At 48.3% G+C, this 23,030-nt stretch carries 26 protein-coding genes; 14 read left to right on the top strand and 12 right to left on the bottom strand.

Going from position 1 to position 23,030, the window contains the following annotated elements:
- Positions 1-130: 130 nt before the first annotated feature.
- Together TW77_RS17220 and TW77_RS17225 are read left to right on the top strand one after the other, a co-directional pair.
- Positions 131-436, top strand: coding sequence for a helix-turn-helix domain-containing protein (locus tag TW77_RS17220; RefSeq protein WP_046006216.1), 306 nt, complete (start codon positions 131-133; stop codon positions 434-436).
- A 5-nt stretch (positions 437-441) separates the two neighbouring features.
- Complete coding sequence (locus TW77_RS17225; RefSeq protein ID WP_156158700.1) at positions 442-648, top strand: hypothetical protein; 207 nt, start codon at positions 442-444, stop codon at positions 646-648.
- A gap of 136 nt (positions 649-784) precedes the next feature.
- Here TW77_RS17225 and TW77_RS17230 read toward each other — a convergent pair whose 3' ends face one another.
- The gene (locus TW77_RS17230) at positions 785-1,792 is read right to left on the bottom strand and encodes a YecA family protein (RefSeq protein ID WP_046006273.1); all 1,008 of its coding nucleotides are present in this window, start codon (positions 1,790-1,792) and stop codon (positions 785-787) included.
- A 49-nt stretch (positions 1,793-1,841) separates the two neighbouring features.
- Positions 1,842-2,303: a hypothetical protein gene (locus TW77_RS17235; RefSeq protein ID WP_046006218.1), complete on the bottom strand. Its 462-nt coding sequence runs from the start codon at positions 2,301-2,303 to the stop codon at positions 1,842-1,844.
- A gap of 340 nt (positions 2,304-2,643) precedes the next feature.
- Between TW77_RS17235 and TW77_RS24410 the strand changes: the two genes are divergently transcribed.
- A complete protein-coding gene (locus tag TW77_RS24410) occupies positions 2,644-3,246 on the top strand; it encodes a DUF4377 domain-containing protein (protein WP_052713245.1) in 603 nt (200 codons plus the stop codon).
- Positions 3,247-3,380: 134 nt separating this feature from the next.
- Here the strand turns inward: TW77_RS24410 and TW77_RS17245 are convergent, their stop codons facing one another.
- The 4 genes from TW77_RS17245 to TW77_RS17260 form a co-directional block, all read right to left on the bottom strand.
- Positions 3,381-4,136, bottom strand: coding sequence for a hypothetical protein (locus tag TW77_RS17245; RefSeq protein WP_046006219.1), 756 nt, complete (start codon positions 4,134-4,136; stop codon positions 3,381-3,383).
- Positions 4,133-5,005 (bottom strand): ABC transporter ATP-binding protein, encoded by an 873-nt coding sequence (locus TW77_RS17250; RefSeq protein ID WP_046006220.1) that lies wholly within the window; start codon positions 5,003-5,005, stop codon positions 4,133-4,135. The genes TW77_RS17245 and TW77_RS17250 overlap by 4 nt, the downstream gene beginning before the upstream one ends.
- Positions 5,006-5,423: 418 nt before the next feature.
- Positions 5,424-5,963 carry a hypothetical protein gene (locus tag TW77_RS17255; RefSeq protein WP_046006221.1) on the bottom strand — a complete coding sequence of 180 codons (540 nt, stop codon included), beginning with the start codon at positions 5,961-5,963 and terminating at the stop codon, positions 5,424-5,426.
- 3 nt (positions 5,964-5,966) lie between these two features.
- Positions 5,967-6,260 (bottom strand): helix-turn-helix transcriptional regulator, encoded by a 294-nt coding sequence (locus TW77_RS17260; protein ID WP_046006275.1) that lies wholly within the window; start codon positions 6,258-6,260, stop codon positions 5,967-5,969.
- A gap of 304 nt (positions 6,261-6,564) precedes the next feature.
- On the opposite strand from TW77_RS17260, the gene TW77_RS17265 reads away from it, so the two are divergent.
- From TW77_RS17265 to TW77_RS17290, 6 genes are all read left to right on the top strand, one after another.
- Positions 6,565-7,737: a MerR family transcriptional regulator gene (locus TW77_RS17265; protein ID WP_046006222.1), complete on the top strand. Its 1,173-nt coding sequence runs from the start codon at positions 6,565-6,567 to the stop codon at positions 7,735-7,737.
- Between the two features lie 110 nt (positions 7,738-7,847).
- A complete protein-coding gene (gmk, locus tag TW77_RS17270) occupies positions 7,848-8,471 on the top strand; it encodes a guanylate kinase (protein WP_046006223.1) in 624 nt (207 codons plus the stop codon).
- 163 nt (positions 8,472-8,634) lie between these two features.
- Positions 8,635-8,910, top strand: a complete 276-nt coding sequence (rpoZ, locus tag TW77_RS17275; RefSeq protein WP_046006224.1) for a DNA-directed RNA polymerase subunit omega — start codon at positions 8,635-8,637, stop codon at positions 8,908-8,910.
- 240 nt (positions 8,911-9,150) lie between these two features.
- On the top strand, positions 9,151-11,253 hold the full coding sequence (spoT, locus tag TW77_RS17280) for a bifunctional GTP diphosphokinase/guanosine-3',5'-bis pyrophosphate 3'-pyrophosphohydrolase (protein WP_046006225.1): 2,103 nt from the start codon (positions 9,151-9,153) through the stop codon (positions 11,251-11,253).
- Between the two features lie 10 nt (positions 11,254-11,263).
- Positions 11,264-11,656, top strand: coding sequence for a RidA family protein (locus TW77_RS17285; RefSeq protein WP_010383501.1), 393 nt, complete (start codon positions 11,264-11,266; stop codon positions 11,654-11,656).
- A 230-nt stretch (positions 11,657-11,886) separates the two neighbouring features.
- Positions 11,887-13,497 carry a DUF342 domain-containing protein gene (locus TW77_RS17290; RefSeq protein ID WP_046006226.1) on the top strand — a complete coding sequence of 537 codons (1,611 nt, stop codon included), beginning with the start codon at positions 11,887-11,889 and terminating at the stop codon, positions 13,495-13,497.
- 42 nt (positions 13,498-13,539) lie between these two features.
- Here TW77_RS17290 and asnA read toward each other — a convergent pair whose 3' ends face one another.
- Positions 13,540-14,535, bottom strand: coding sequence for an aspartate--ammonia ligase (gene asnA, locus TW77_RS17295; RefSeq protein WP_046006227.1), 996 nt, complete (start codon positions 14,533-14,535; stop codon positions 13,540-13,542).
- Between the two features lie 179 nt (positions 14,536-14,714).
- Between asnA and asnC the strand changes: the two genes are divergently transcribed.
- The 3 genes from asnC to recG are packed head-to-tail and all read left to right on the top strand — an operon-like array spanning position 14,715 to position 18,012.
- Positions 14,715-15,173, top strand: a complete 459-nt coding sequence (asnC, locus tag TW77_RS17300; protein ID WP_010383506.1) for a transcriptional regulator AsnC — start codon at positions 14,715-14,717, stop codon at positions 15,171-15,173.
- 53 nt (positions 15,174-15,226) lie between these two features.
- Entirely contained in the window at positions 15,227-15,925 is a 699-nt protein-coding gene (gene trmH, locus TW77_RS17305) for a tRNA (guanosine(18)-2'-O)-methyltransferase TrmH (protein WP_046006228.1), read from the top strand.
- Positions 15,926-15,927: 2 nt separating this feature from the next.
- On the top strand, positions 15,928-18,012 hold the full coding sequence (recG, locus tag TW77_RS17310; RefSeq protein ID WP_046006229.1) for an ATP-dependent DNA helicase RecG: 2,085 nt from the start codon (positions 15,928-15,930) through the stop codon (positions 18,010-18,012).
- Positions 18,013-18,030: 18 nt separating this feature from the next.
- On the opposite strand, the gene TW77_RS17315 is transcribed toward recG, so the two are convergent.
- Positions 18,031-18,426, bottom strand: a complete 396-nt coding sequence (locus tag TW77_RS17315) for a VOC family protein (RefSeq protein ID WP_046006230.1) — start codon at positions 18,424-18,426, stop codon at positions 18,031-18,033.
- Between the two features lie 14 nt (positions 18,427-18,440).
- On the opposite strand from TW77_RS17315, the gene TW77_RS17320 reads away from it, so the two are divergent.
- Together TW77_RS17320 and TW77_RS17325 are read left to right on the top strand one after the other, a co-directional pair.
- Positions 18,441-18,716 (top strand): ribbon-helix-helix domain-containing protein, encoded by a 276-nt coding sequence (locus tag TW77_RS17320; protein WP_046006231.1) that lies wholly within the window; start codon positions 18,441-18,443, stop codon positions 18,714-18,716.
- Between the two features lie 134 nt (positions 18,717-18,850).
- Complete coding sequence (locus tag TW77_RS17325; protein WP_205623884.1) at positions 18,851-19,534, top strand: hypothetical protein; 684 nt, start codon at positions 18,851-18,853, stop codon at positions 19,532-19,534.
- 114 nt (positions 19,535-19,648) lie between these two features.
- Here TW77_RS17325 and galU read toward each other — a convergent pair whose 3' ends face one another.
- The 4 genes from galU to cgtA form a co-directional block, all read right to left on the bottom strand.
- Positions 19,649-20,524, bottom strand: coding sequence for a UTP--glucose-1-phosphate uridylyltransferase GalU (galU, locus tag TW77_RS17330; protein WP_046006232.1), 876 nt, complete (start codon positions 20,522-20,524; stop codon positions 19,649-19,651).
- A gap of 212 nt (positions 20,525-20,736) precedes the next feature.
- Positions 20,737-21,111 carry a DUF3718 domain-containing protein gene (locus TW77_RS17335; RefSeq protein WP_046006233.1) on the bottom strand — a complete coding sequence of 125 codons (375 nt, stop codon included), beginning with the start codon at positions 21,109-21,111 and terminating at the stop codon, positions 20,737-20,739.
- 77 nt (positions 21,112-21,188) lie between these two features.
- Positions 21,189-21,680 (bottom strand): type 3 dihydrofolate reductase, encoded by a 492-nt coding sequence (folA, locus tag TW77_RS17340; protein ID WP_071211953.1) that lies wholly within the window; start codon positions 21,678-21,680, stop codon positions 21,189-21,191.
- A gap of 90 nt (positions 21,681-21,770) precedes the next feature.
- Positions 21,771-22,928, bottom strand: coding sequence for an Obg family GTPase CgtA (cgtA, locus tag TW77_RS17345; RefSeq protein ID WP_046006235.1), 1,158 nt, complete (start codon positions 22,926-22,928; stop codon positions 21,771-21,773).
- Positions 22,929-23,030 lie beyond the last annotated feature (102 nt).

The following is a 23,030-nucleotide window of genomic DNA, read 5'->3' on the forward strand; positions in this document are numbered from 1 at the left end:
CACCGGTAACGGTGAATTATAGAATTACAACTAACATCAACACATAAAATCACCATTAACGGTGAACAAACTTGTTATGAATTCACACTAACCTAAAATCACTGGTATTGATGAATATTGATGCAAAGCGATGGCAAAGAAGGTGACTATCTCAGAAATGCCTGAGACAGAATTTATTGAGAACGCGAATATATTAGGGCAACTGATTAAAGCAAAGCGTACGGCAATGAACATGAAACTCGTTGACTGTGCTGCGCTTTGCAATGTGGGGGTCAACACCTTGTCGCGCATTGAGAATGGCAATGACAATTGCACCCTTGCTGCTGTGTTTGCAGTTCTACACGGACTAGGTATCAAACTCACGTCACCGTCGCTTTCCCCTCTATCTACAGCGCAAGATGATAGTCTCCCGGTCAGTAATGATGAATGGATATGAAGACTATGGCAGCAGAATATACCTTGTTAGTCTATTTGGCAGATAAAGTCATCGAAGCTCTAACACAACAGCAATTTGTCGAGGCAATTACTCAAGCGCCTCATTTTACCGAAGACGATAAAAGTTACATCACAAAGGTGAGAGCGCATATTTTGATAAGAGCGCAGCATCTGAAATCACAGGCACCAGACATACCAAATATCGAAGTATGACAATTGAAAGTAACAGAAAAAGAGTATCAGACACACTCAATACGAGTGCGAACTTTTGACAGCACACAAATTGCCCCGAACTGTGATAAATACCCCTCAAAACCCATTGAAAAGCCCCAGCTGTTGGGGCTTTTTTTTATTCTATTGAGAATCGGAAGGTATCTGCCAACAGCGGCAATAGATTGACTTTTCTGGGCTCACTCTTTTCAGAGAAACTCCGTTTTGGTTCTAAAGCAGCGAAGCCCCAGAACTGTAAAAACCGCTCGATAAAGCGCGATTCAGTCACAATGCGTAAGTACTCTGGTGGTGATAAGTAGCGATCAACAGGCATTGACAGGAGCAAATCGGGGAACGCTGTATTCAACTCGTCAATCAGCCGCCCGACATTTGCATGGCTTTGCAGACGCCATAACATAAACAGCCAGAAGGTGCGTAAATCAAAATCTGTATCAAAGGCATCGAGATAAGCCCAATTGTAGCGACTAACAGCGGCTTCCAGCATAGGTTTAAAAAATGCCTGAATACCGTGTTTTTGATAGTCCTTTTGCGCCGTCTTTTTCACATGGTATTTGCCGCTGCGACGATAAATAATACCAGCAATTTCAGCCAGAATGCGGGTGTAGTGCAGCGCATTGAATTTATCCTCATTGCTACCTGCAAACTCGCAGATGCTGATATTTTTTACATAGGGCGCTTGTCCTACAGTAAATTCATCTCTTAAGTCACTGGCCTGCTTGACCAGCTTTATCGGTAAGTTGCCTTTACTGGTCGCTTTAAACGCGCCATCATTTTGCATGGCTTCGTCAAGGATCAAGGTTAAATAGCGCATTACAGGACTGGCAGACACGTCTTCTGGCGTACAGATTTTCACCCTTTGCAATTCATCGAACGGCGCATAGAGCCAGTTCTGCATTTGTGTGGGCGATAAACCACAAAAATCCGAAAGAGGTTGATTATTCCGCTCATTGTTTTTGTGCTGCAATGCGACATTAAGCTCATCAATCGTCAAATCGGGATTCATGGCTAGTAAGGCGTCAACATCGTTAGACACTTCGCCATGCTGCTTGGCAGTGTTATTCATACAACACCGTTTGTACTTTTTTCCACTGCCGCAGAGGCAAGGGTCATTACGACCAGTTTTCATCATCCTTTACTCATTATTTTATTGCTGCCATATGTCAAACATATCGCTATCAGGCCAGGGAGTAAAACCGCCCTGCACCGCCAAATTGATAGGCTTGCAGCGTATCGAGCAAGTTTTGCGAGAATTGAATTTCAGTCGCAGAGGCACCACTGGCTTTTGCCGTAGCAACACGTGCTTTTTGTATGGCAATCACATCGACTTTGTTGTTTTCTGCTTTGGATAATGCACTCAGGGAAACTTGTCCGTCTCCCTGATTTAGCCCTGTTTTTGTCGCAGTATAGTGTAATGACAAAGAGGCGTGCTGCCCCAAAGTAAGTACGCCTTCGTCATACAAAGTTTTTGATGCATCAGACAGCTCTTTCAACGTCATGCTGGTAAAATCAAATTTATCATGATCCTTATTGCCTGCTGTCATCTCAGATAGCGGCAAAGTCTTGCCTGCTTTTTCATCACTTTGAATCGATTGTGCCTGATACAGGCTTTGTACACTTACCTGACCTTGAACCTTCATTCTGTAAATCCTTTTTCGGTGTCGCCCACTCTATTGAACAAGTTAGCAAACTTTATGCCTGAAGTTGCCTATCGGCTCAGAAGTAAAAGCGCACAACCCCATAGCTCCCTCTCTCGACTATCTTTGCCATACTAAGGTAGAAGTTCAGATATCATCTGCTCCACCTGGTGGAGTTCAAAATAACGTGTGCCTGCAGAATGACTAAGGGTCATCCCGGCCTGGCAGGAAGTGACAGCTTTACATGCTGATTTTTTATTCGATTTAGGTGGTCACACCAATTGAAACACAACCTGGGTACAGTTAACATCATCGTGTAGTCAAATAAACAAGGAATATGGACATGACAAAAATGACATTACTCAGCAGGCAAGCTCTCATCTCCAGCGTAGCGGTGCTTTATCTCGCAGGGTGCGGCTCATCAGACTCCAGCGCTGCACCATCGTTACAGAATAAAAATGAGCGTGCAGAAACAAAAACACAAGTTTGGAACATTGATGCTTACGCTCAACATTGTACCGGAGTGGCACAACAATTATGTCTCAGGGTCAAACCCTCTGATGAGGAAAGCTATTCATTGCATTATGGCTTGATTGAAGGGTTTGAATATCAATGGGGCCACCAATACCAACTAGAGGTGACAGAGTCTGAGGTCAATAATGCGCCTGCCGACGCTTCAACCAAAAAGGTGCAACTCAAAGCCATTAGCTCGGTAAAAGAGGATAGTATTGGGACTGAATACATTCTGTCAGATGTAAATTTACAGCAAGATACGCTGGTTTATGATGACAAAGAACAAGGCTATCGTTTCCTGGGTAAACCCTTCAGCTGCACCGAATATGTGGACTGTGACCATTTATATTCTATGCGAGAAACCGGTGCCAAAGTAAATCTAACCTTCCGTTACGAAGGTAACGCCAATATCGCTCTGCTCAACTGGAATTAATAGCTGCGGCATCTACATTAGTCGATGCCACATTATTTAAGGCGCAGAGGTCCACTTTGACTCCATTGACTTTACCATTACGGTTGAGGACATCTATTTGCGCGTACAAAACGAAGATGTGCAGGCTTTACCCGTTACAGCTGAGTGACCACATCCCGGCGCCTGGCCTGTTTATACATAAAGTGGAAAAACAGCGAACTCAGCATAAATAAAATGACACTGGGCAGGCTTGCGAGCACCATCTGGCTTGCTTCAACAGGGATGCCACTGGCCAAAGATCTGAGTAAATACATAGATCCACTGACAGGGATATAAAGGCTTAGTTCACTTTCTATTGGCACCAAAAACACCATGATCAGGAGCAGCTGAACAAAAGCAATAAAGGTACTCATCTGTTTATTTACCAGGGCAATGGCACCTAACAGGTAAGACACCGCAAACCCTGCTACAACTATCTGCAAAAAGACCCACAGCATCATAGGATGAAAGCGTATTTGCAGGTCAAAATACCAATTGATAAATACAAACCCAACTCCCACAACCAGCAACTGATACAGCACCAGCACCACTTTGCGTGCCAGCAATACACTAAATAAGCTTGTCGCTGACGTTAAAATATGTGGCAGCGTGCCCAGCTTGGCGTCTTCAACAACCTCTTCAGCGGCGGCAGATGAAATACCAACCGTCAGTGTCCACAGGTAATACCCCAATACCAAAGACTCCATCCGCTGCAATGATAATGCCCCGCCAGACAGGTAAGAGGCGCCCGAAATAACCAGGATGAGAATGACAGCAGCAAAAACAATACTGGCATAAAAGTTCAGCGGATATCGCTTTGCGGTCACCCACTTTCGGTGCAGCTCCAGTCCGAGCAAGGTAATAAAATTCATGATAAGTCTAACTCCCTGCGGATCAACCCTTCCAGACTGGCCTGATGTTTTTCAACGGTGACAATATTAAATCGCGTGAGCAATGCCAGCATCTCATTTAGACTGCTCACGGAGGTGTCAAACCTGATTGACTGTTCAGACAATCGCTCACACTGCATAGGGAGCACCTCAGGAAGCGGGTGTTGTGTTGTAATGGTGTACTGCTCACCGCAAGTGTTAGCCAGTAAGGTTTGTGTATTGCCAAAGCGCACCGCTTCCCCTTTATTAAGCAGTAATGAATAATTACCAAGTCGCTGCGCCGTATCCATCTGGTGCGTCGCTATCAGGACAATGGTGCCTGTCTCTTTGACTTGTTCAATACATAGTTCAAACTCTTTCTGACTCTCAATATCCAACCCCAGAGTAGGCTCATCAAGCAGTAAGACCTTTGGGTTGGAGATCAGTGAAAGGCACAATGCGAGGCGCTGTTGCATGCCTCTGGATAGCAGTTGCACCTGCTGCTCTGCTTTATCTGATAAGCTAAACGTCTGAAGAAGTTGCAGCGCTGTGTCTTTTGCAACCTGCCGTGATAACCCTTTTACAACGCCAAAATAGCGAAGATTTTCAAATGCCGTCAATTTGGGGTAAAACGCCCTGGAGGAGTCAAATACAAACCCGATATCATGCGCCTGCAACTTTTTGTCCGGGCCAAAACACACACTGCCCTGATAGTCGTGAGATAAGCCTGCCAGTATTTTAAACAAGGTGGTTTTGCCCGCGCCATTGGGGCCTAAAATGGTTAATACCGTACCCGGCTCTACTGAAAAAGACACCTGCCTGAGCGCACAGTGGGTGCCATAGTACTTAGATAAATTGGTGATGGTTAGCATACTTCACTCATCCCAGCGTATTTGCTCAAAACCTGCCGGGGCTGCTTTGTAGCCTACTACTGAAAGTATTTCTAATCGTTCATAAACGGTCTATAAAACAGGTTATTAGCTGATTGTCTAGCACTTATCTTAGATCCAGGTGCGATTATGTATATCTTCATAAAAAAAGCGCTGAACGCGCTTTTTGTTTTAGCAATTAAGCTGGCTTTAAGTCGAATAAACTATCTGGAATCTGTCAGGTAACTCAAAGCCTCCTGCACTATAAAAACCCACAGCCTTCTATAACTACCTTTGTTCAACTGTCGTGTTTACATGGGGAGTCCATTGTCCTTTCGAAGATGATTTGGCAAATTGAACTCTCCGCGGCAGACTTGGACTTCCGACCCACCATCCACCTTTCACAATTTGAATGCTCTCTTTACTTAGTAGTATTTTCATTTCTTACGTAATCCTCTCTTTGCTCTGCCTTGACCGTGTAAGTTAGTAACGCCATGCTATACAAAACATGCAGTACAAGCATGATGTTGTCTCGGAAATATAACTTGAATGGCGCGGTATCGATGAAGTAGTACTTGTAAGCCAGAACTTCTAACCATGCTATGAGGTTTGTCAAACAGCCGATAGCCAAAAGTATCAGTATTAAGCACTCCTGAGATGTTAACCTTTGCAATTCATAAACTTTACTGAAGTACACATGACCAGTTAGATTAAACAACTTTAGCGCCACATTTCTCCTATAAACAATGGGCATTATGAAAACAAATGTCACTATGATATCAACAATATAGTAGTGCGTTTTCCACTCCCAGATTATAGGTCTCAATGCAATATCAACCAGTTCAATAGCCATAAAAGCTAAGAGAAACCAGCGCGCAGTCACCACCCGCCAACTGAATATAAGTGCGACGAAAATCATAGCCAGTGGCAAATATTCCGCTATCAAAATAAATTCCTTCATAACCTACTCCTTTTCCGGCTTTTCATCTGTTGAAGGACTTTGTTCTTCAAGGTCGGTTAACTTCAGTACGCCGGTCAGGTCTTTACCAAAAACCAGAAACAGTTCGAACATCTGAGCGTAACTCATATCGGTTTTGCCGGATTCGTAATTGCTTATGGTGGCCTGGTCGACACCCAGCCGCCTAGCCAGCTCTTGCTGAGACCAGCCTCTATGGTGTCTTAACTGGCGGATTGAGCGCTGCACATAGCGCCTGAAATTCTCCACTTTGTGATTGCGCTTATCAGGACTGTTTTTCACGCGCATGCATCTCCCTATTTATTCCTGCAGCTAACCTAGCAAGCAAAACCACAAATAGCAGCATTTTAGAAACAAAGTTAACACTAACACAAACCCTTTATGAATACTTTTATAAGCCCATTCGATAGTGCTGCTTGTGATACTCCCTCAGCTTGCTGTGCTTAAACTCACATCACACACTTTATCTGCAGTTAAATTTTGCTCCCGGCCATTGACCTGTCTATAACTTCATAGTTTATCGTTTTCATTCGTTACCGCCTGACAGGGTTTTACAAAGTCAGGCAGACAGGAGGAGCCGGATTTGATGTATCGAATTTCTGAGCTGGCAGCGCAGCTGGGTTTGTCGCGTTCTACTTTATTGTATTACGAAAAGCGCGGACTGCTCTGTGGCCGTCGCGCCAGTAATGGTTATCGGCTATATGGCGAGCAGGACCTGCAAAAGGTGCGACTGCTACAACAGTTACAGGCTGGCGGGCTGACGCTGAGTGAGTGCAAACAAGCGCTGGAGGCCAAACTAGACCGCACGGTACTGAGCCGAAGGCTCGCCGAGCTGGAAGCCGAGATAGCACACAAGCAACAGGCGCACAGTTTGTTGTCGGCGCTGCTTGGCCGTGGCTCGCTGCGCAACTGGCATACACAGGCCAACAAACTGGCACCCGATGCACATCGAAACTGGCTTGAACAACAAGGCTTTGATGAACAGCAAAGCCTTTACTTAAAATGGTTATCAAAAGACATGAACGAACACGATACTTATATGGCCGACTTTATGGCGGTCTTTCATCAGTTAGAACGCTGGGGACCTGGCAATGATGCCGATACGCACAAGGCGTTAGCGCATATTCCCTTTGCACCACAAAATGTGCTGGATATCGGCTGCGGAAAAGGCTTTGCCAGCGAGTTGCTCGCCCGTGAAACGCAGGCGCGGATCACAGCGGTAGATAATGAAGCTGAGGCAATCCAGAGTCTGGTGCGGCGACTACAACATAAAGGGCTGGATAAACGCGTAACGCCGCTGTGTGCCAGTATGACCGCACTGCCCTTTGCGCCTGGCAGCTTTGATCTGCTCTGGGCCGAAAGTTCGGCTTATATCATGGGCTTTGCGGCGGCGCTGAATGCCTGGCGCCCGTTTCTGAGTTCAGCCGGTTGTTTAATGATCAGCGATCTGGTGTGGCTAAACGATACACCCTCAGAACAAGCACGTATATTCTGGCAACAGGAGTACCCGGATATGCAAGCCATTGCGATACGGCTGGCACAGATTGAACAAGCAGGCTTCGAGGTACTGGCGCACTTTACGCTGAGTCAGCAGGCCTGGGCTGATTACTATGAGCCGCTCAAAACCGAAGTCACACGCCGCCTCAGCCACCAGCCCAACTCTTTGGCACTGCAGGATATGGCCCGGGAAATTGCCATCTATGAGCAGTATCTTGGCGAGTTCGGCTATCAGATGTTTGTGCTGCAACGCACGGATTGAGTACCCCGGTGCTGGTAAGTTAAACGATATGGCATTAAAATAACGCTTTTGGACAACCAGCGCTGTGCTTATGCGCACATCGCTGCATTGCAACCTGATAGGTCTGACGTATGCCACATCAAAATCGCGGTAATTTGTTTATTCTTTCGGCGCCTTCCGGTGCCGGAAAGTCAAGTTTGATTAAAGCCCTGCTGGAAAGACAAGATAAGGTCCGGGTCTCGGTGTCTCATACAACCCGTGCGCCTCGTCCGGGTGAGAATAACGGCGAGCACTATCACTTTGTCTCGGTCGATGAGTTTAAGACGCTAATCAACCAGAATGACTTTTTTGAGTGGGCACAGGTATTCGACAACTACTATGGCACCTCTAAGCAGGCAATTGAAGCCCAGTTAGCTGCCGGTATCGACGTGTTTCTCGACATTGACTGGCAAGGTGCCCGTCAGGTGCGCGAGCTGATGCCTGAAGTAAAAACCATTTTTATCCTGCCACCTTCCAAACAGGCTCTGGAAGAGCGTCTTAATAGTCGGGGTCAGGACTCTCAGGAAGTCATTGCCTCGCGCATGGAGCAAGCTAAATCTGAATGCTCACACTACAATGAGTTTGACTACCTGCTGGTTAACGATGATTTTGCTACCGCGCTGAATGAACTAGAGCATATTGTGGTAGCAGCACGACTGGAGCTGAAAAAGCAGCAGCTGAGCCAGCACGCGTTGATCGCTGAGTTATTGAAATAACCCGCTTTCATCGTGCCCTGTATCGAGTTTAGGTCTGAGGCCTGCCCGCACGGCAACCCCAGACCCTGATGGCCGATATTTTTTAACCATATACTTGGCGAATCCGGTGCTTTTTAGTAGACTAGCCCTTTGCTAAATGTATTGAATTTTTTGGAGTGCTTCGATGGCTCGCGTAACAGTAGAAGACGCAGTAGATAAAATTGGTAACCGTTTCGACCTAATTCTTGTTGCAGCGCGTCGCGCTCGTCAGATTGCAGTCGGTGGTAAAGACCCTATGGTTGAAGCTGAAAATGACAAGCCAACCGTAATCGCATTGCGCGAGATCGAAAAAGGCATGGTCACCAGCGATTCACTGGACATGATCGATCGCGAAGAGCAACAAACTCAGGAAGCTGCTGAGCTTGCTGCTGTTGCTGCAATTGTGGGTGGCAATCGCTAATCCACTGCGACCTGTATAACAATAACGCCAGCTTTTTTAGCTGGCGTTATTGTTTCTGCGCCACAGGCCGCTGAACACCTCATTTTCAGACTAATAAATTGGTTAGTCGATTGGCTTCGAAGTCAATTCATCGTATATTCAGTACTTAACTTATTATTAATACCAATCAAGCAACATAGCCTGAGCGCAGGATATGCTATTGCGTCATTGGTGTAACTTCGCTGGAACATTGGAGTGTGAATGTATCTGTTTGAAGGCTTAAAGAAAAAAATATCAGAGTATCTGCCACCCGAAGATGTGGAACTGGTGCAAAAAGCCTACGTGGTTGCCCGCGAAGCGCATGAAGGGCAAACCCGCTCCAGCGGCGAGCCTTATATTACCCACCCGGTTGAAGTCACGCAGATCCTGGCCAGTATGAAGCTGGACCATGAAACGCTGATGGCGGCCCTGATGCATGATGTGATTGAAGACACCGATTTCAGCCAAAAAGACCTGGCCGAGATCTTCGGCGATACCGTTGCCGAGCTGGTGGCCGGCGTCAGTAAGCTGGATAAACTCGACTTTAAAGACAAAAAAGAGTTCCAGGCCGAAAACTACCGCAAAATGATCATGGCCATGACCCAGGATATTCGGGTTATCCTGATCAAGCTGGCTGACCGCACGCACAATATGCGGACTCTGGGCTTTCTGCGCCCGGAAAAGCGCCGCCGGATAGCCCGCGAAACCCTGGAGATCTTTGCTCCCATCGCCAACCGCCTTGGTATTCACGATATTAAGAACGAGCTGGAAGATCTGGGCTTTGCGGCTTTATATCCAATGCGTCACAGAGCACTTAAATCAGAAGTTGCGAAAGCACGCGGCAACCGTAAAGAAGTGATCAGCAATATTCAGTCTGAGATTGAATCGCGCCTGGAAGAAGCTGGGATTGATGCCTCGGTCAGTGGCCGCGAAAAACACCTCTACAGCATTTACAAAAAAATGCTCAACAAAGAGCTGCTGTTCAACGAAGTGATGGACATTTATGCTTTTCGTATCAACGTCAACAGCATAGATACCTGCTATCGGGTGTTGGGTGTGGCGCACAACCTGTATAAACCCATCGAAACCCGCTTTAAAGATTATATCGCGGTACCCAAAACCAATGGTTACCAGTCTTTGCATACCTCCTTGGTGGGGCCGCACGGTATTCCGGTGGAGATCCAAATTCGTACCCACGATATGGATCATATGGCCGACAAAGGAGTCGCAGCACACTGGATGTATAAAAAAGCCGGTGACAGTTCGGGCCACACCGCACAGCAACGCGCCAGACAATGGATGCAAAGCCTGCTTGAGCTGCAGCAAAGTGCCGGCTCGTCGTTTGAGTTTGTTGAAAACGTTAAAACTGAGCTGTTCCCCGAAGAGATTTATGTCTTTACGCCGGATGGGCGGATCATTGAATTACCTATGGGCGCCACGGCGGTCGACTTTGCCTATGCCGTTCACACCGACGTAGGAAACACCTGTGTTGGCGCACGGGTTAACCGCAAGCCTTACCCACTGAGTAAAGCGCTGGATACCGGCCAGACTGTTGAGATCATTACCAGTTCGGGCGCACACCCTAATGCCACCTGGCTCAACTTTATCGTCACGGGTAAAGCGCGCCTGGGCGTACGCAACTACCTTAAGAGTCAGCATCAGGAAGAATCCATCCTGCTGGGCCGACGCTTACTTGACTCCGCACTGGGTGAACATAAGCTGGACGATATTCCCACCGAACAGATAGACAGAGTACTGGAAGAGCATGAGCTCAATACCGTCCTGGAGCTACTGGTAGAAATTGGCAACGGCAATATCATGAGTATGCTGGTGGCTAAACGCCTATTGCAAGCCGATGATGCCATTGAGAGCCTGGCACAAAAAGCCAAAGCACCCATCATTGGTACCGAAGGCATGCTGGTGACTTATGCCAAATGTTGCCGCCCGGTTCCGGGTGACGACATTACCGCTTATGTCAGCCAGGGTAAGGGCTTAATGGTCCACCGCCAGGAATGTAAAAACATCAAAGGCTGGCGTAATGAACGCGCCAAGTACTTTGTGGTAAAGTGGGAAGATAACCCCGAGAAAGAATACATCGCAGCACTGCGGGTTGAGATAATCAACCACCAGGGTGCGTTGGCCAAATTAACCAATGTGGTTGCTAGTACACAAGCCAATATTGTGGAGATAGCAACCGAAGAAAAAGAGAGCAACCTGTACGTGATAGACCTGGGTGTCACCGTTAAAGACAGGATCCATGTGGCGAACATTATGCGCCGGATCCGGGTGATGCCAGATGTACAACGTGTAACCAGGAAGCGATAAAGGAAAGACTATGAATAAAGCCATTATTTCAACCGATCAGGCGCCGGCGGCAATCGGCACCTACAGTCAGGCAGTTAAAGTCGGTACGGCGGTTTACCTTTCGGGGCAGATCCCTTTGGTGCCTGAAACAATGGAAGTAATCTCTGAAGATTTCGCAGAGCAAACACAACAGGTATTTAAAAACCTCACGGCCGTATGTGAAGAAGCCGGCGGCCAGCTACAGGATATGGTTAAGGTAAACATCTTCCTGACCGATCTGAGCAACTTTGCCACTGTGAATGAAATCATGAGCCAGCACTTTAAAACGCCTTACCCGGCGCGTGCTGCCATAGGTGTTAAAGAGCTGCCTAAGGGCGTACAAATTGAGATTGACGGCATCATGGAGCTGCCTTCAACCAATTAATACCCGTACCCAGGTTATACAACTACCAAGCCCGCTTTATGCGGGCTTTTGCTTATCAGAGCGCCGAAATTTCATCATCTTAACTTTGATCTTAAACACTTGACCGCATACTATTAATTTAGCAATCTGGTGATATGCAGAGCGCGTTGTGCGACTCTGAAATGGCCGCACTTTTTGGCAATTTGAGGTATTTGGCATCGTAGTAAGTGATAAGCAATAAGGATAAGCCTGTGTTTAAACTCGCAAAAAATGGCAATATATTGATGGACGTCGCTTCCGCGTCGCCCCCCAGTGCAGCGTTTGTGGTTGAAGCACTCGAGCGCTCACCTTATGCTGACTGCGCAATCGATCACGAGTCCATTGCAGCTTACTTTAAGCAAGATACCCCCGCTGCGCAGCTGATTGTGGGGCAACAAAAAGATGCACACATAGAAGTGGCACTCAGCGAAGACAAAATGCAGGCCATCGCCAGACTTACCACAGCTCAGGGTGGCAAGATGATCAGCCTTGAAGATGCCAAACGCGCCATCGTTAAGGTGGGCGTCACCCGAGGCTATAAACAAGTCTACCTGGAAAACTTGCTCAAGCAGCAGCTGGAATCCCCGCCGGGTAGTGAAGTCACCGGTATTGTCGCCCAAGGGCGGCCACCTGAAAATGGCACCCCGGCCAAGCTCATGCCGCATGTACAAACATTGAAAGAACGCCTGAAACAACCTAAATTGCGTGAAGACGGCACAGTCGATATGCGCGACTTTGGCGCTCTGGCAAGCGTTGCGCCCGGCACCTTGTTGGTTACGCAAAGGCCGGCAACCCCAGGTAAAGAAGGTTTTACCGTTACCGGAGACAGTATAGCCCCTAAGCCCGGAGACAGCTTTCAGCTGATGGCCGGTGAAGGCACCGAGATCTCCCCGACCAACCCGTTGCAGCTGGTCTCGACCATTGCGGGCTGCCCGTCCGATATTCCCAATGGCATGCGGGTAGATGATATCTTTACCATTGCTGATGTTAATGTGCGCAGTGGCCATATTGAATTTAGCGGCAGTGTGCTGGTTACCCGCAATGTCGATCCGGGCATGAAAATAAAAGCCCATGGCGATATCACTGTAATGGGCACCGTAGAATCGGGCGAACTCATTTCGGATGGCAACATCGAAGTGCGCGGTGGTGTGATTGGCCATTTGGATCACAGCAACGACGATCAGGGGCTGACCTGTCGCCTGATAGCCAAAGGCGATGTTCAGATCACCCACGGTCAGTACACCTACCTCGAAGGTCAGAATGTCTTTATCCAAAAGCAAAGTAATCACTGTGATATCAAAGCACGTAACCTGTTGCAGGTTGGTCTGGATGAATCGCCCAAAGGTAAGCTCATTGGCGGCACTATTTTTGATGCTAAGATGCTGGTGGCGGGCGAAGTTGGCAGCAGCTCAGGTGCAACCATGGCGATTTACCTGGCACGCAGTGGCATGGAGATCACTGAACGCACCGATCTGTGTCTCAAAGAGCTGAGCCAGACCGATGAGCAGATCAATAACCTGCAAAAGGCGGTCGAAAAAGCCGACCATGTAAAAGATGCCGAAAAGAAAAAAACCTTGCTGGCAAAAATCGGCGCGACACAACAACATTACTGCAAACAGGCCGAGGCACTGGAACATCAGCTGTCGGAACTAGATCATACCCTGCACGACTTGCTCGATAACACCCAGCTGGTCGTCAATACCTCTTTGCACTCGGGCGTCGAGATCCATATTTTCGACAAAGTGTATAAAACCACCCGCAGCTACCCCCCGTGCAGTGCCAGACTGATTGAAGGCAAAATCGAGATTGAATTTAAGATGTAAGGGAGCCCAACCGGGCTCCCTTACCGTGTGTCGCCATCGCGTCTAAAGTAACCCAGAAACTTCAGTTTTAATGTGCTCAGGCCACACACCAACCTGGACCTGACCAATATGTTGTTTTTGCAGTAACAGCATCACCAGACGAGACTGGCCAATGCCGCCGCCAATGGTTTGTGGCAACGCTCCCGCCAGCAGGCTCTGATGCCAGTCCTGCTCCAGTCTTTGCTCATCCTGAGTCAGGCTCAGCTGACGCTGCAGACTGTCCGGACACACCCGGATCCCCATGGACGAAATTTCAAACGCATCTTCAAGAACCGGGTTCCAGACCAGAATATCACCGTTGAGGCCCTGGTACTGATCGCATGTGGGCGTCGACCAGTCATCGTAGTCCGGCGCTCTGACGTCATGGATTTTGCCATCACCCAGCTCGCCGCCAATCCCAATCAGAAATACCGCACCATACTCCTGAGCAATCGCTTTTTCTCTTTGTTTGGGCGTAAAATCCGGATACATGCGACGCAGCTCTTCACTGTGTACAAAGGTGATGTGCTGCGGCAAAAACGGAGTCAACCCGTACTCAGAGGCCAGTTGCTGCTCGGTTTCACGAATAGCGCCGTACAGAGTTTGAACCGTTTCTTTGAGTTTATCCAAAGAGCGCTCTGACTGCGCACAGATCACCTGCTCCCAGTCCCACTGATCAACGTACACAGAGTGGATGGGCGACAGCTTGTCTTCGTCCGGGCGTAACGCTTTCATATGCGTATAGAGCCCCTGCCCTGCGCCAAAGCCATAATCGCCAAGTGTTTTACGCTTCCACTTTGCCAGTGAATGCACGACCTCAAAGTCGCTGTCACTCAACGTTTTCACCTTCACCTTAACGGCTTTTTCGGTGCCGCTGAGGTTATCCTGGATCCCGTCTCCTACTTTTGCCAGGATAGGTGCCTGGACTTCAATCAGACCTAGCTTGTCAGTCAGTTGTTGTGAAAAAAGTGCTTTTGCACGGGCTATTTGCTGTTGTGTTTGCAGATACTGTTGCAACATATCGGTTTCCTCATTCCCAATGGTGTTGAATAACGGTGCAGGCTTGCTGCGTTAAATCTATCCTCAACAAAAACGAGCAAAGATTCAATACTCCATAACAAAAACACCTTTACACTATTTTTTTCGTTAAAAATTCGCTTTAATAATTATTGAATCAATAATTAGCGTGCAAAATATCCATGGAAAATTATCAAATCGATAATCTCGACCGTTCTATCCTTCATGCCTTAATGGACAATGCCAGAACTCCCTATGCTGAACTGGCCAAACGCTTTGCCGTCAGTGCAGGGACCATTCATGTGCGGGTCGAGAAGATGAAACAAGCCGGTATTATCGTCGGCACCCGGGTCAGCATAGATGCCAAACAGCTAGGCTATGATGTCTGCTGTTTTATCGGCGTAAACCTCAAACATGCGCGGGATTACCCCGCTACTATTGAACAACTGGAAGGGTTTGAAGAAGTCGTTGAAGCTTATTACACCACAGGCAATTACAGCATTTTTATCAAAGTGATGGCGCGCTCTATCGATCACCTTCAGGATGTGCTGATCAACAAGATCCAAACCATAGAAGCAATTCAGTCAACCGAGACCCTAATCTCCTTGCAGGCACCAATCATGCGTGAAGTAATGCCTTAGGGAGGCGCTTTTTGTTATAATCGCGGCAATTTTGTAGTTAAGAGCTGTAATTGATGGAAGAAAACCGTTTTCAGCGCGTGAAGCGCATTTTGGATCAACGCCAGACTGATTTAACCGTGTGCCTGGACGAAGTCCACAAACACCATAATCTGTCGGCCATAGTGCGTACAGCCGATGCGGTCGGCTGCCATCATGTGCATGCGGTATGGCCGCAGGAACAAAGACGCCTGACCAATAACACCTCAGGTGGCAGCAAAAACTGGGTAGAAACCCATATGCACGACGACATAGATCAGGCCGTTGCCGCAATCCGTGCGCAAAACCCGGGTATTCAACTGCTAGCGACTAACCTCAGTGATACCGCCGTAGATTTTCGCGAGATTGATTATACTAAGCCAACCGCCGTCATTGTTGGACAGGAACGTTTAGGGATCTCAGACCGGGCACTGGAACATGCCGATCAGCATATCGTGATCCCAATGGCTGGTATGGTACAGTCATTAAATGTCTCGGTGGCTGCGGCCTTGATCTTATATGAAGCACAGCGCCAGCGTGAAGAGGCAGGGCTGTATCAGCGCAACGATATGCTCGACCCGGCAATCAAACATAAGTTATTGTTTGAAGGCTGTCACCCAATCATTGCCAATCGCTGCGTAGAAAAAGGCCTGCCCTACCCGGCACTGGATGAAGTTGGGGAGATCGTTGCCGACGAGGCTTTCTGGAACACACTGAAGTTCAGTCAAAAAGGATAATTATGTCGCACCCCAATTTAGCCCAGTACGCCATCACCGACCTCAAGGGAGTCGGCCCTAAGGCCGCAGAGCGGCTGGCCAAATTGGGAATCCGCAGTGTGCAGGACATGTTGTTTCACCTGCCATTGCGCTATGAAGACAGAGCCAGAACTTATCGTATCGCCGAGCTGATGCCACACCTTCATGTAAGTGTGGAGGGCGAAATTGAGCAGGCTAATATCACCTTCGGCAAACGCCGTATGCTGGTGTGCCAGATAAACGATGGCACCGGCCGTATTACCCTGCGCTTTTTCAACTTCAGTGCAGCGCAAAAAAACGCCATGCAAAGCGGTAAAATCATGCGCTGTTTTGGTGAAGTGCGCCGTGGCCGGGTCGGCCTGGAAATGGCCCACCCAGAATACAGTATTCGCGATGAACTGAGTGATACATCGCAAGGTGCCGATACCCTCACGCCGGTTTACCCGACCACGGAAGGGCTTAAACAACTGAGCATTCGTGCCATTGCCGAGCAGGCCGTTGCTTTGCTGCACAAATACGACATTGACGATCATTTGCCGCAGCAGTTCCGCCCCAATCAGCTGAGCTTAAAAGAGGCCCTGCTGACGCTCCACCAGCCACCTCAGAACGTAGCACTGGACCAGCTGGAGTTGGGACAACACCCGGCACAACAACGCCTGGCGTTTGAAGAATTACTGGCACAAAACCTTAGCCTGCTGCAACTCAGGCAGCAAGGCCAGGCCGTCAAGGCGGTATCACTGCCGCCCAATAATCTGTTAGAAACCGAATTTCTGGCTCAGCTGCCCTTTAAGCCTACCGCGGCCCAAAGCCGGGTGGTAGCCGAGATCAAAGGCGACTTACAACAGCCCTACCCTATGATGCGTCTGGTACAGGGTGATGTTGGCTCAGGTAAAACCCTGGTCGCAGCACTCAGTGCGCTGACCGCCATTGCCAAGGGCTACCAGGTGGCATTGATGGCACCAACGGAAATTTTATCCGAGCAGCACAACATTAATTTCCAGAACTGGTTTGCGACACTGGGTATTGAAGTGGTCTGGCTGGCAGGAAAAACCAAAGGGAAAGAGCGCGAGCGAGTACTGGAGCGCATCAGCTCAGGTCAGGCGCAAATGGTCGTGGGGACCCATGCGCTGTTTCAGGAGCAGGTGCAGTTTAGCAATCTGGCCCTGATCATCATTGATGAACAACACCGCTTTGGCGTTCATCAGCGCCTGTCCTTGCGTGAAAAGGGCAAGTTTAACGACTGCTATCCGCATCAGCTGGTTATGACGGCCACGCCAATCCCACGGACACTGGCCATGACTGCCTATGCCGATCTGGAAACCTCGGTGATCGATGAGCTGCCACCAGGGCGCACTCCTATCACAACCGTTGCAGTTCCGGATACCCGCCGCGAAGAAGTGATTGAGCGAGTACGACGCGCCTGTATTGAGCAACAGCGACAGGTGTACTGGGTCTGTACTTTGGTTGATGAATCAGAAGCCTTGCAATGTCAGGCAGCCGAAGACACCGCAGAGCAGCTCACCAAAGCCCTGCCGGAGCTGAATATAGCCCTAGTTCATGGCCGTATGAAAGCGCAGGAAAAACAGCAGATCATGCAGGACTTTAAGCAGGCGCAAAGTCATGTACTGGTTGCAACGACTGTCATAGAGGTAGGCGTCGATGTGCCCAATGCCAGCCTGATCATTATAGAAAACCCGGAACGCCTGGGCCTGGCACAGCTACACCAGTTGCGTGGCCGGGTTGGCCGTGGCGACATCGCGTCGCATTGCCTGCTGCTTTATCATGCGCCTTTGTCAGCAACGGCACAAAAACGGCTGGGCGTGCTGCGCGACAGTAATGATGGCTTTGTTATTGCCGAACGGGATCTGGAGATCCGTGGCCCAGGTGAAGTACTGGGCACTCGCCAGACCGGCCTGGCCGAGCTGAAGATTGCCGATCTGAGCCGCGACAAAGTACTACTGCCTCAGGTGCGCAGTCTTGCCTTCACTCTGCTGCAACAGCATCCTCAGGCAGTTGAGCCGCTGATCCAGCGCTGGCTGCCCAACCGCAGTGAATTTGCCATGGCTTAGTCACGGATTAGCCATGGCTTATTTAAACATCTCTGAGCGTTCAATGACTTCAATCTGATAGCCGTCGGGATCGGCAATAAAGAAAAAGCGTGCTACCAGCGTATCGCCGTTGTAAAACGACTTAATTTCTTTGGGCTGATAACCCAGTGCCAGTGCCTTTGCATGCACTGGCGCTAACTCATCTACCACCACAGCAATATGACCATAGCCGTTACCTAGCTCATAGGGCTGCTCAGTGCCATGGTTCCAGGTCAATTCCAGTTCAAAGTCAGCCTCCTGGTTACCCAGGTAGACCAGGCTAAAATCATCAAACTCAATACGCCTGCGCTCGCCCAACGCTAATACATCGTGATAAAATGTCAGGGATTTTTGCAAGTCCATTACCCTAACCATGCTGTGAATGAGTTTTGCCATCAAGGAGTCCTCTTATGTGTGAATTATATGCCTCGGCCAATCCAGCCAGCTATGAGGTGATACGCCGCTCGATGCGTATCCAGGGGGCCGTAACCAGCCTGGCACTGGAGCGCCAGATCTGGGACCTGCTACAGGAGATAGCAACCGCAGAGCAGCTCAGCGTAGCTGAATTTGTCTCAACTCTGTATCAGGAAGTACTTGAACGTCAGGGCGAAGTAAAAAACCTTGCCTCTTTGTTGCGGATCACCTGCTTAACCTACCTGGCCGATCATACGCGTAGTCGCAGCTAAGTAGGTAGTATCTGGCTACTACATTGATATTAGGCTTTTGCTTATTGCTAAAAGCCGATAAACTTATCTTTACTCATTCTTAGTAATCCTTTGAATTGTGTGAACTATTTAGGCACAAGGTATAGCGCTATCTTATGAAATCTCATTTAGGCCGACGCGCATTTTCCAATATGGAGCTGTACACCCTGTTTAACGGCTACATTTATGGTGATGAAAAACAAAAGCGTGAACAGCCGAAGCACTGGCATTTTTGGTTGCCCGTGCTGGCATATTACACCGGTGCCTACAGTGACGAGATTGGCAATTTAACGCTTTCAGATATCAGCAAACAAGAGCAGGTTCACGGTTTTACCTTCCATACTCATGGTAAGTTACAGGCCCGCTTTGTGCCCATTCACCCTGCACTATGGCACGCTGGATTACAGGACTATCTGCACTTTGTAGAACAACAAGGCCACAGCCGGCTGATGTTTGATTTACCCGCTAAATCAGGCCGTTTCAGTGAAAAAGTCAGGATCTGGTTTTCCGGAGAAGGTGAACGACTGGGTTACTTACAAAAGTGTGGTCTGCCCAATGTCGACCAGCAAGGCATGAAAACTGCTATCAGCAGCCTGAGGCTGAACTTTGAACAGCAGATCCATATCTCGGCTATCCAGCAAGGCAACAAGGCCGCCATGCTATATTTGCTAGGGCTAAAGAATGATGGCCAGGTTCTCACTCAGCCCCAGTCACACCAGCTCAAACAGATCCTCACTCAGGTCAGGGTCATTAACCCCAACATCCACTGGCAGCGCTTTACGGAGCGTCATGGACACTAGGCATAACCTTTGCCCATATTAGTAATTTGCCCACGGATCTGTTGCTGTAAAAATCATGGCCATAAAAAAGCCCGACATCATGCCGGGCTGTTTATACCTAGATGGTGAGCATCACTACAGTGACTTCACAAACTCACTAAACTCATTGCCAAGCTTCTCGTCGCGCATCGCATACTCAACGATGGCCTTCAGATAACCCAGCTTATCGCCGCAGTCATGCGCTCGGCCACTCATGTGGAATGCTTCAACAGTTTCACTCTCCATCAGCATATCAATTGCGTCGGTCAGTTGGATCTCACCACCGGCTCCAAGCGGTGTGCGCTCCAGGAGTGGCCAAATATTACGTGACAAGACATAACGACCCACCACTGCCAGGTTGGAAGGTGCCTGGTCAACCGGAGGCTTTTCAACCATATGCTTGATTGGCGCACTTTCACCAGGCTTGAGTTCTACTCCCTGGATATCTGCAATACCGTACTTATTGACGTCTTCCTGTGGCACGGGTTCCAGCATGATCTGACTAAGCTTAGTCTCAGAAAATCGATGAACCATAGCTGCCAGGTTTTCCTTGCTCTGATCCGCCGTATACTCGTCCAGGATCACGTCAGGTAAAACCACCACAAAGTCATCATCACCAACTATGGGCTTAGCACACATAACAGCGTGGCCTAACCCCTTCGCTTCACCCTGTCTTACATGCATGATAGTAACGCCATCCGGACAGATTGAGCGAACTTCTTCAAGCAGTGTGCGCTTAACGCGCATTTCCAGCGTTGCTTCCAGCTCAAAACTGGTGTCAAAGTGGTTTTCAATGGCATTTTTTGACGAATGAGTGACTAAGACGATTTCGGAAATGCCCGCAGCTGCACACTCTTTCACTATATACTGAATAAGAGGTTTATCGACCAAAGGCAGCATCTCCTTGGGAATAGCCTTTGTCATAGGTAACATGCGCGTACCAAGTCCAGCGACGGGTATTACAGCTTTCATAGTTCATCCATTATTACATTGAGATGGTGGAATATTTTCTCACCATATGAATATTCACGTGGCAGACTATTTTAATAGAATAAGCTGCCAGTGCAAGTTAAGTAACATGCCTTTCGTACAAAGACATAAATAAAAAATGCCCGCACACACAAGGTGTCGGGCATTTCTGGAAATATTTTATTGCTGTCAGATGCTAAGGTCTGTATGCGCTCTTAAAGGCCAGCACGTTTCTTGATAGCTGCAATCAAAGCAGAACCACCGTGACCGTTGCTCTCGGCCCAAGCAATATCAGCACCGTCTGCTAGTGCACTTTTAGGCAAACTTTTGACGATAAATTCACCTGCATCTACCGCATTACTCGCGATGGCATGACGCAGCATGTTGTTGCCATTACATTGCACTGAGTCGTATACGTTACGGATTTTAACCCGAGAGCTCTTTAGTGTACTACGGATACGTCTTTTATCGTCAGCCGCAATGTACTCACACAAAGACACTGCTAACTGATCGTTCGCTTTGCTCGCAAAACTTACTGTTAACGCAGAAACGCCAAGACTCACACCAATAACTAAAGGAATTACTTTCATCACCAATCACCTAGTACTTTTTTCGTAAGAACAAACGCTCAATATTGTATCAACCAATACAATTGTTAGCAACAAAGTTATATTCCTTTATTTAGAGTTACGAACTTATAACTATACAAATTTTTCTCATCTGCTTCAAAAGCTTCGCACGCAACCTGGTGCCATTCTCCCACCTGAGTATGGTCCGGAAAGCGCGTGTCGCCTGAAACATCCAAGTCTATGTATGTTAAATAGAGCCTGTTACTTAAAGGTAGAAACTGTTCATAAATATTTCCACCTCCAATGATCATAACTTCTTCACATCCGTCCACCAAAACCAAAGCCTCGTGTGGAGATGAAACTACTTCAATACCCTCGGCGCTGTAATCTGGGTTGCGGCTGATCACAATATTGCGCCTGCCGGGGAGCGGGCGACCTATCGATTCAAATGTTTTACGCCCCATAATCACAGGTTTATTCAAGGTAACTGCTTTAAAATGTTTCAAGTCGGCCGGTAAATGCCAGGGCATGGCGTTATCATCGCCAATGATACGTCCATTTGCCATTGCAGCAATCATTGATATTATCACAACATACTCCACTCATACTTTTATACTAAAAAAGGGCCCAAGGCCCTTTTTATGCCAATCCGCTTCAGTGAGTTCTAATGCGGATTGCGCTTATCGTTCGTAAACGACTTCTACGTCGTAGTCATCTTCATCCCAGTCATCCCAGTCATCCCAGTCATCATCGTTATCCTGGGTAGCCTGACGGTGGTATGTATCCCACTTAAACTCGACTTCTTCCTGTTCTTGCTCTTCGAACTTATCGCGTGGCATGCTATCCAGCAGCCCCTGAATGTCGTAGCACAACTGCTGAGTATTGAACTTATTCGCAGCAGAGATCCGATATACATGCTCTGCATCCAGCTCTTCAGCAATGCGCTGACATACTTCTTCCAGCTCATCTTCTGCAAGCAAGTCAATTTTGTTCAGCACCAACCAACGTGGCTTGTTGGCAAGTTTAGGGCTGTACTGATGCAGCTCATTGATGATTGCGAACGCATTATCAACAGGGTCTGTTCCATCGACAGGCATGACATCGACAACGTGTAGCAACACACGGCAACGTTCCAGGTGCTTCAGGAAGCGGATCCCCAGACCTGCACCATCTGATGCGCCTTCAATCAAACCTGGAATGTCAGCAATCACGAACGACTTGTTCGCTTCAGGGCGTACTACACCCAAATTTGGCACCAAAGTCGTGAATGGATAATCAGCCACTTTGGGCTTGGCAGCCGATACACTGCGAATAAAGGTTGATTTACCTGCATTTGGCAAGCCTAGCAAACCTACATCGGCCAGCAACATCAGCTCCAGCTTCAAGTTTCGCACTTCGCCAGGCGTACCCAGCGTTTTCTGTCTTGGTGCGCGGTTTGTACTCGATTTAAATCGCGTATTACCTAAGCCATGATAACCGCCTTTAGCGACCAGTAGTTTTTGTCCATGTTTAGTCAAGTCGCCCAGACACTCCTGCGTATCGACATCGGTCACGCGTGTCCCTTCCGGCACTTTCAGGATCAGATCGGTCCCTTTTTTACCTGTCATGTTACGGCCATGACCATTAGTGCCACGCTCGGCACGATGGAAACGCTCAAACTGGTAGTCAATCAGGGTATTGAGGTTTTCGTCTGCTTCAAGATAGACGCTACCTCCGTCTCCGCCGTCGCCCCCATCCGGGCCACCGTCGGGTACAAACTTTTCGCGGCGAAATGAAACGACACCGCTTCCACCGTCTCCGGCTTCCGCGCGGATCTCTACTTCATCGACAAACTTCATGGTTACTCTCTTACTGGTTGTTCAGCACCTGCTATTATAGCAAGTTCATAGCGGCTTGATCAGCATGGTCAAATGCCTAACTACCGGTCTGTGGCGCGTATT

The sequence above is a fragment of the Pseudoalteromonas rubra genome (genome assembly GCF_000967655.1).
Classification (GTDB): Bacteria; Pseudomonadota; Gammaproteobacteria; order Enterobacterales; family Alteromonadaceae; genus Pseudoalteromonas; species Pseudoalteromonas rubra_A.

Bases quoted from the DNA above. Each gene is read 5' to 3' on its own strand.
- TW77_RS17255 (WP_046006221.1), bottom strand. From the start codon at position 5,963: ATGAAGGAATTTATTTTGATAGCGGAATATTTGCCACTGGCTATGATT.
- galU (WP_046006232.1), bottom strand. From the start codon at position 20,524: ATGAAAGCTGTAATACCCGTCGCTGGACTTGGTACGCGCATGTTACCT.
- rpoZ (WP_046006224.1), top strand. From the start codon at position 8,635: ATGGCTCGCGTAACAGTAGAAGACGCAGTAGATAAAATTGGTAACCGT.
- trmH (WP_046006228.1), top strand. From the start codon at position 15,227: ATGGAAGAAAACCGTTTTCAGCGCGTGAAGCGCATTTTGGATCAACGC.
- TW77_RS17265 (WP_046006222.1), top strand. From the start codon at position 6,565: ATGTATCGAATTTCTGAGCTGGCAGCGCAGCTGGGTTTGTCGCGTTCT.
- TW77_RS17315 (WP_046006230.1), bottom strand. From the start codon at position 18,426: ATGGCAAAACTCATTCACAGCATGGTTAGGGTAATGGACTTGCAAAAA.
- TW77_RS17325 (WP_205623884.1), top strand. From the start codon at position 18,851: ATGAAATCTCATTTAGGCCGACGCGCATTTTCCAATATGGAGCTGTAC.
- gmk (WP_046006223.1), top strand. From the start codon at position 7,848: ATGCCACATCAAAATCGCGGTAATTTGTTTATTCTTTCGGCGCCTTCC.
- TW77_RS17220 (WP_046006216.1), top strand. From the start codon at position 131: ATGGCAAAGAAGGTGACTATCTCAGAAATGCCTGAGACAGAATTTATT.
- asnC (WP_010383506.1), top strand. From the start codon at position 14,715: ATGGAAAATTATCAAATCGATAATCTCGACCGTTCTATCCTTCATGCC.
- spoT (WP_046006225.1), top strand. From the start codon at position 9,151: ATGTATCTGTTTGAAGGCTTAAAGAAAAAAATATCAGAGTATCTGCCA.
- TW77_RS24410 (WP_052713245.1), top strand. From the start codon at position 2,644: ATGACAAAAATGACATTACTCAGCAGGCAAGCTCTCATCTCCAGCGTA.
- TW77_RS17250 (WP_046006220.1), bottom strand. From the start codon at position 5,005: ATGCTAACCATCACCAATTTATCTAAGTACTATGGCACCCACTGTGCG.
- recG (WP_046006229.1), top strand. From the start codon at position 15,928: ATGTCGCACCCCAATTTAGCCCAGTACGCCATCACCGACCTCAAGGGA.
- TW77_RS17335 (WP_046006233.1), bottom strand. From the start codon at position 21,111: ATGAAAGTAATTCCTTTAGTTATTGGTGTGAGTCTTGGCGTTTCTGCG.
- TW77_RS17320 (WP_046006231.1), top strand. From the start codon at position 18,441: ATGTGTGAATTATATGCCTCGGCCAATCCAGCCAGCTATGAGGTGATA.
- TW77_RS17230 (WP_046006273.1), bottom strand. From the start codon at position 1,792: ATGAAAACTGGTCGTAATGACCCTTGCCTCTGCGGCAGTGGAAAAAAG.
- TW77_RS17235 (WP_046006218.1), bottom strand. From the start codon at position 2,303: ATGAAGGTTCAAGGTCAGGTAAGTGTACAAAGCCTGTATCAGGCACAA.
- asnA (WP_046006227.1), bottom strand. From the start codon at position 14,535: ATGTTGCAACAGTATCTGCAAACACAACAGCAAATAGCCCGTGCAAAA.
- TW77_RS17225 (WP_156158700.1), top strand. From the start codon at position 442: ATGGCAGCAGAATATACCTTGTTAGTCTATTTGGCAGATAAAGTCATC.
- TW77_RS17245 (WP_046006219.1), bottom strand. From the start codon at position 4,136: ATGAATTTTATTACCTTGCTCGGACTGGAGCTGCACCGAAAGTGGGTG.
- cgtA (WP_046006235.1), bottom strand. From the start codon at position 22,928: ATGAAGTTTGTCGATGAAGTAGAGATCCGCGCGGAAGCCGGAGACGGT.
- TW77_RS17285 (WP_010383501.1), top strand. From the start codon at position 11,264: ATGAATAAAGCCATTATTTCAACCGATCAGGCGCCGGCGGCAATCGGC.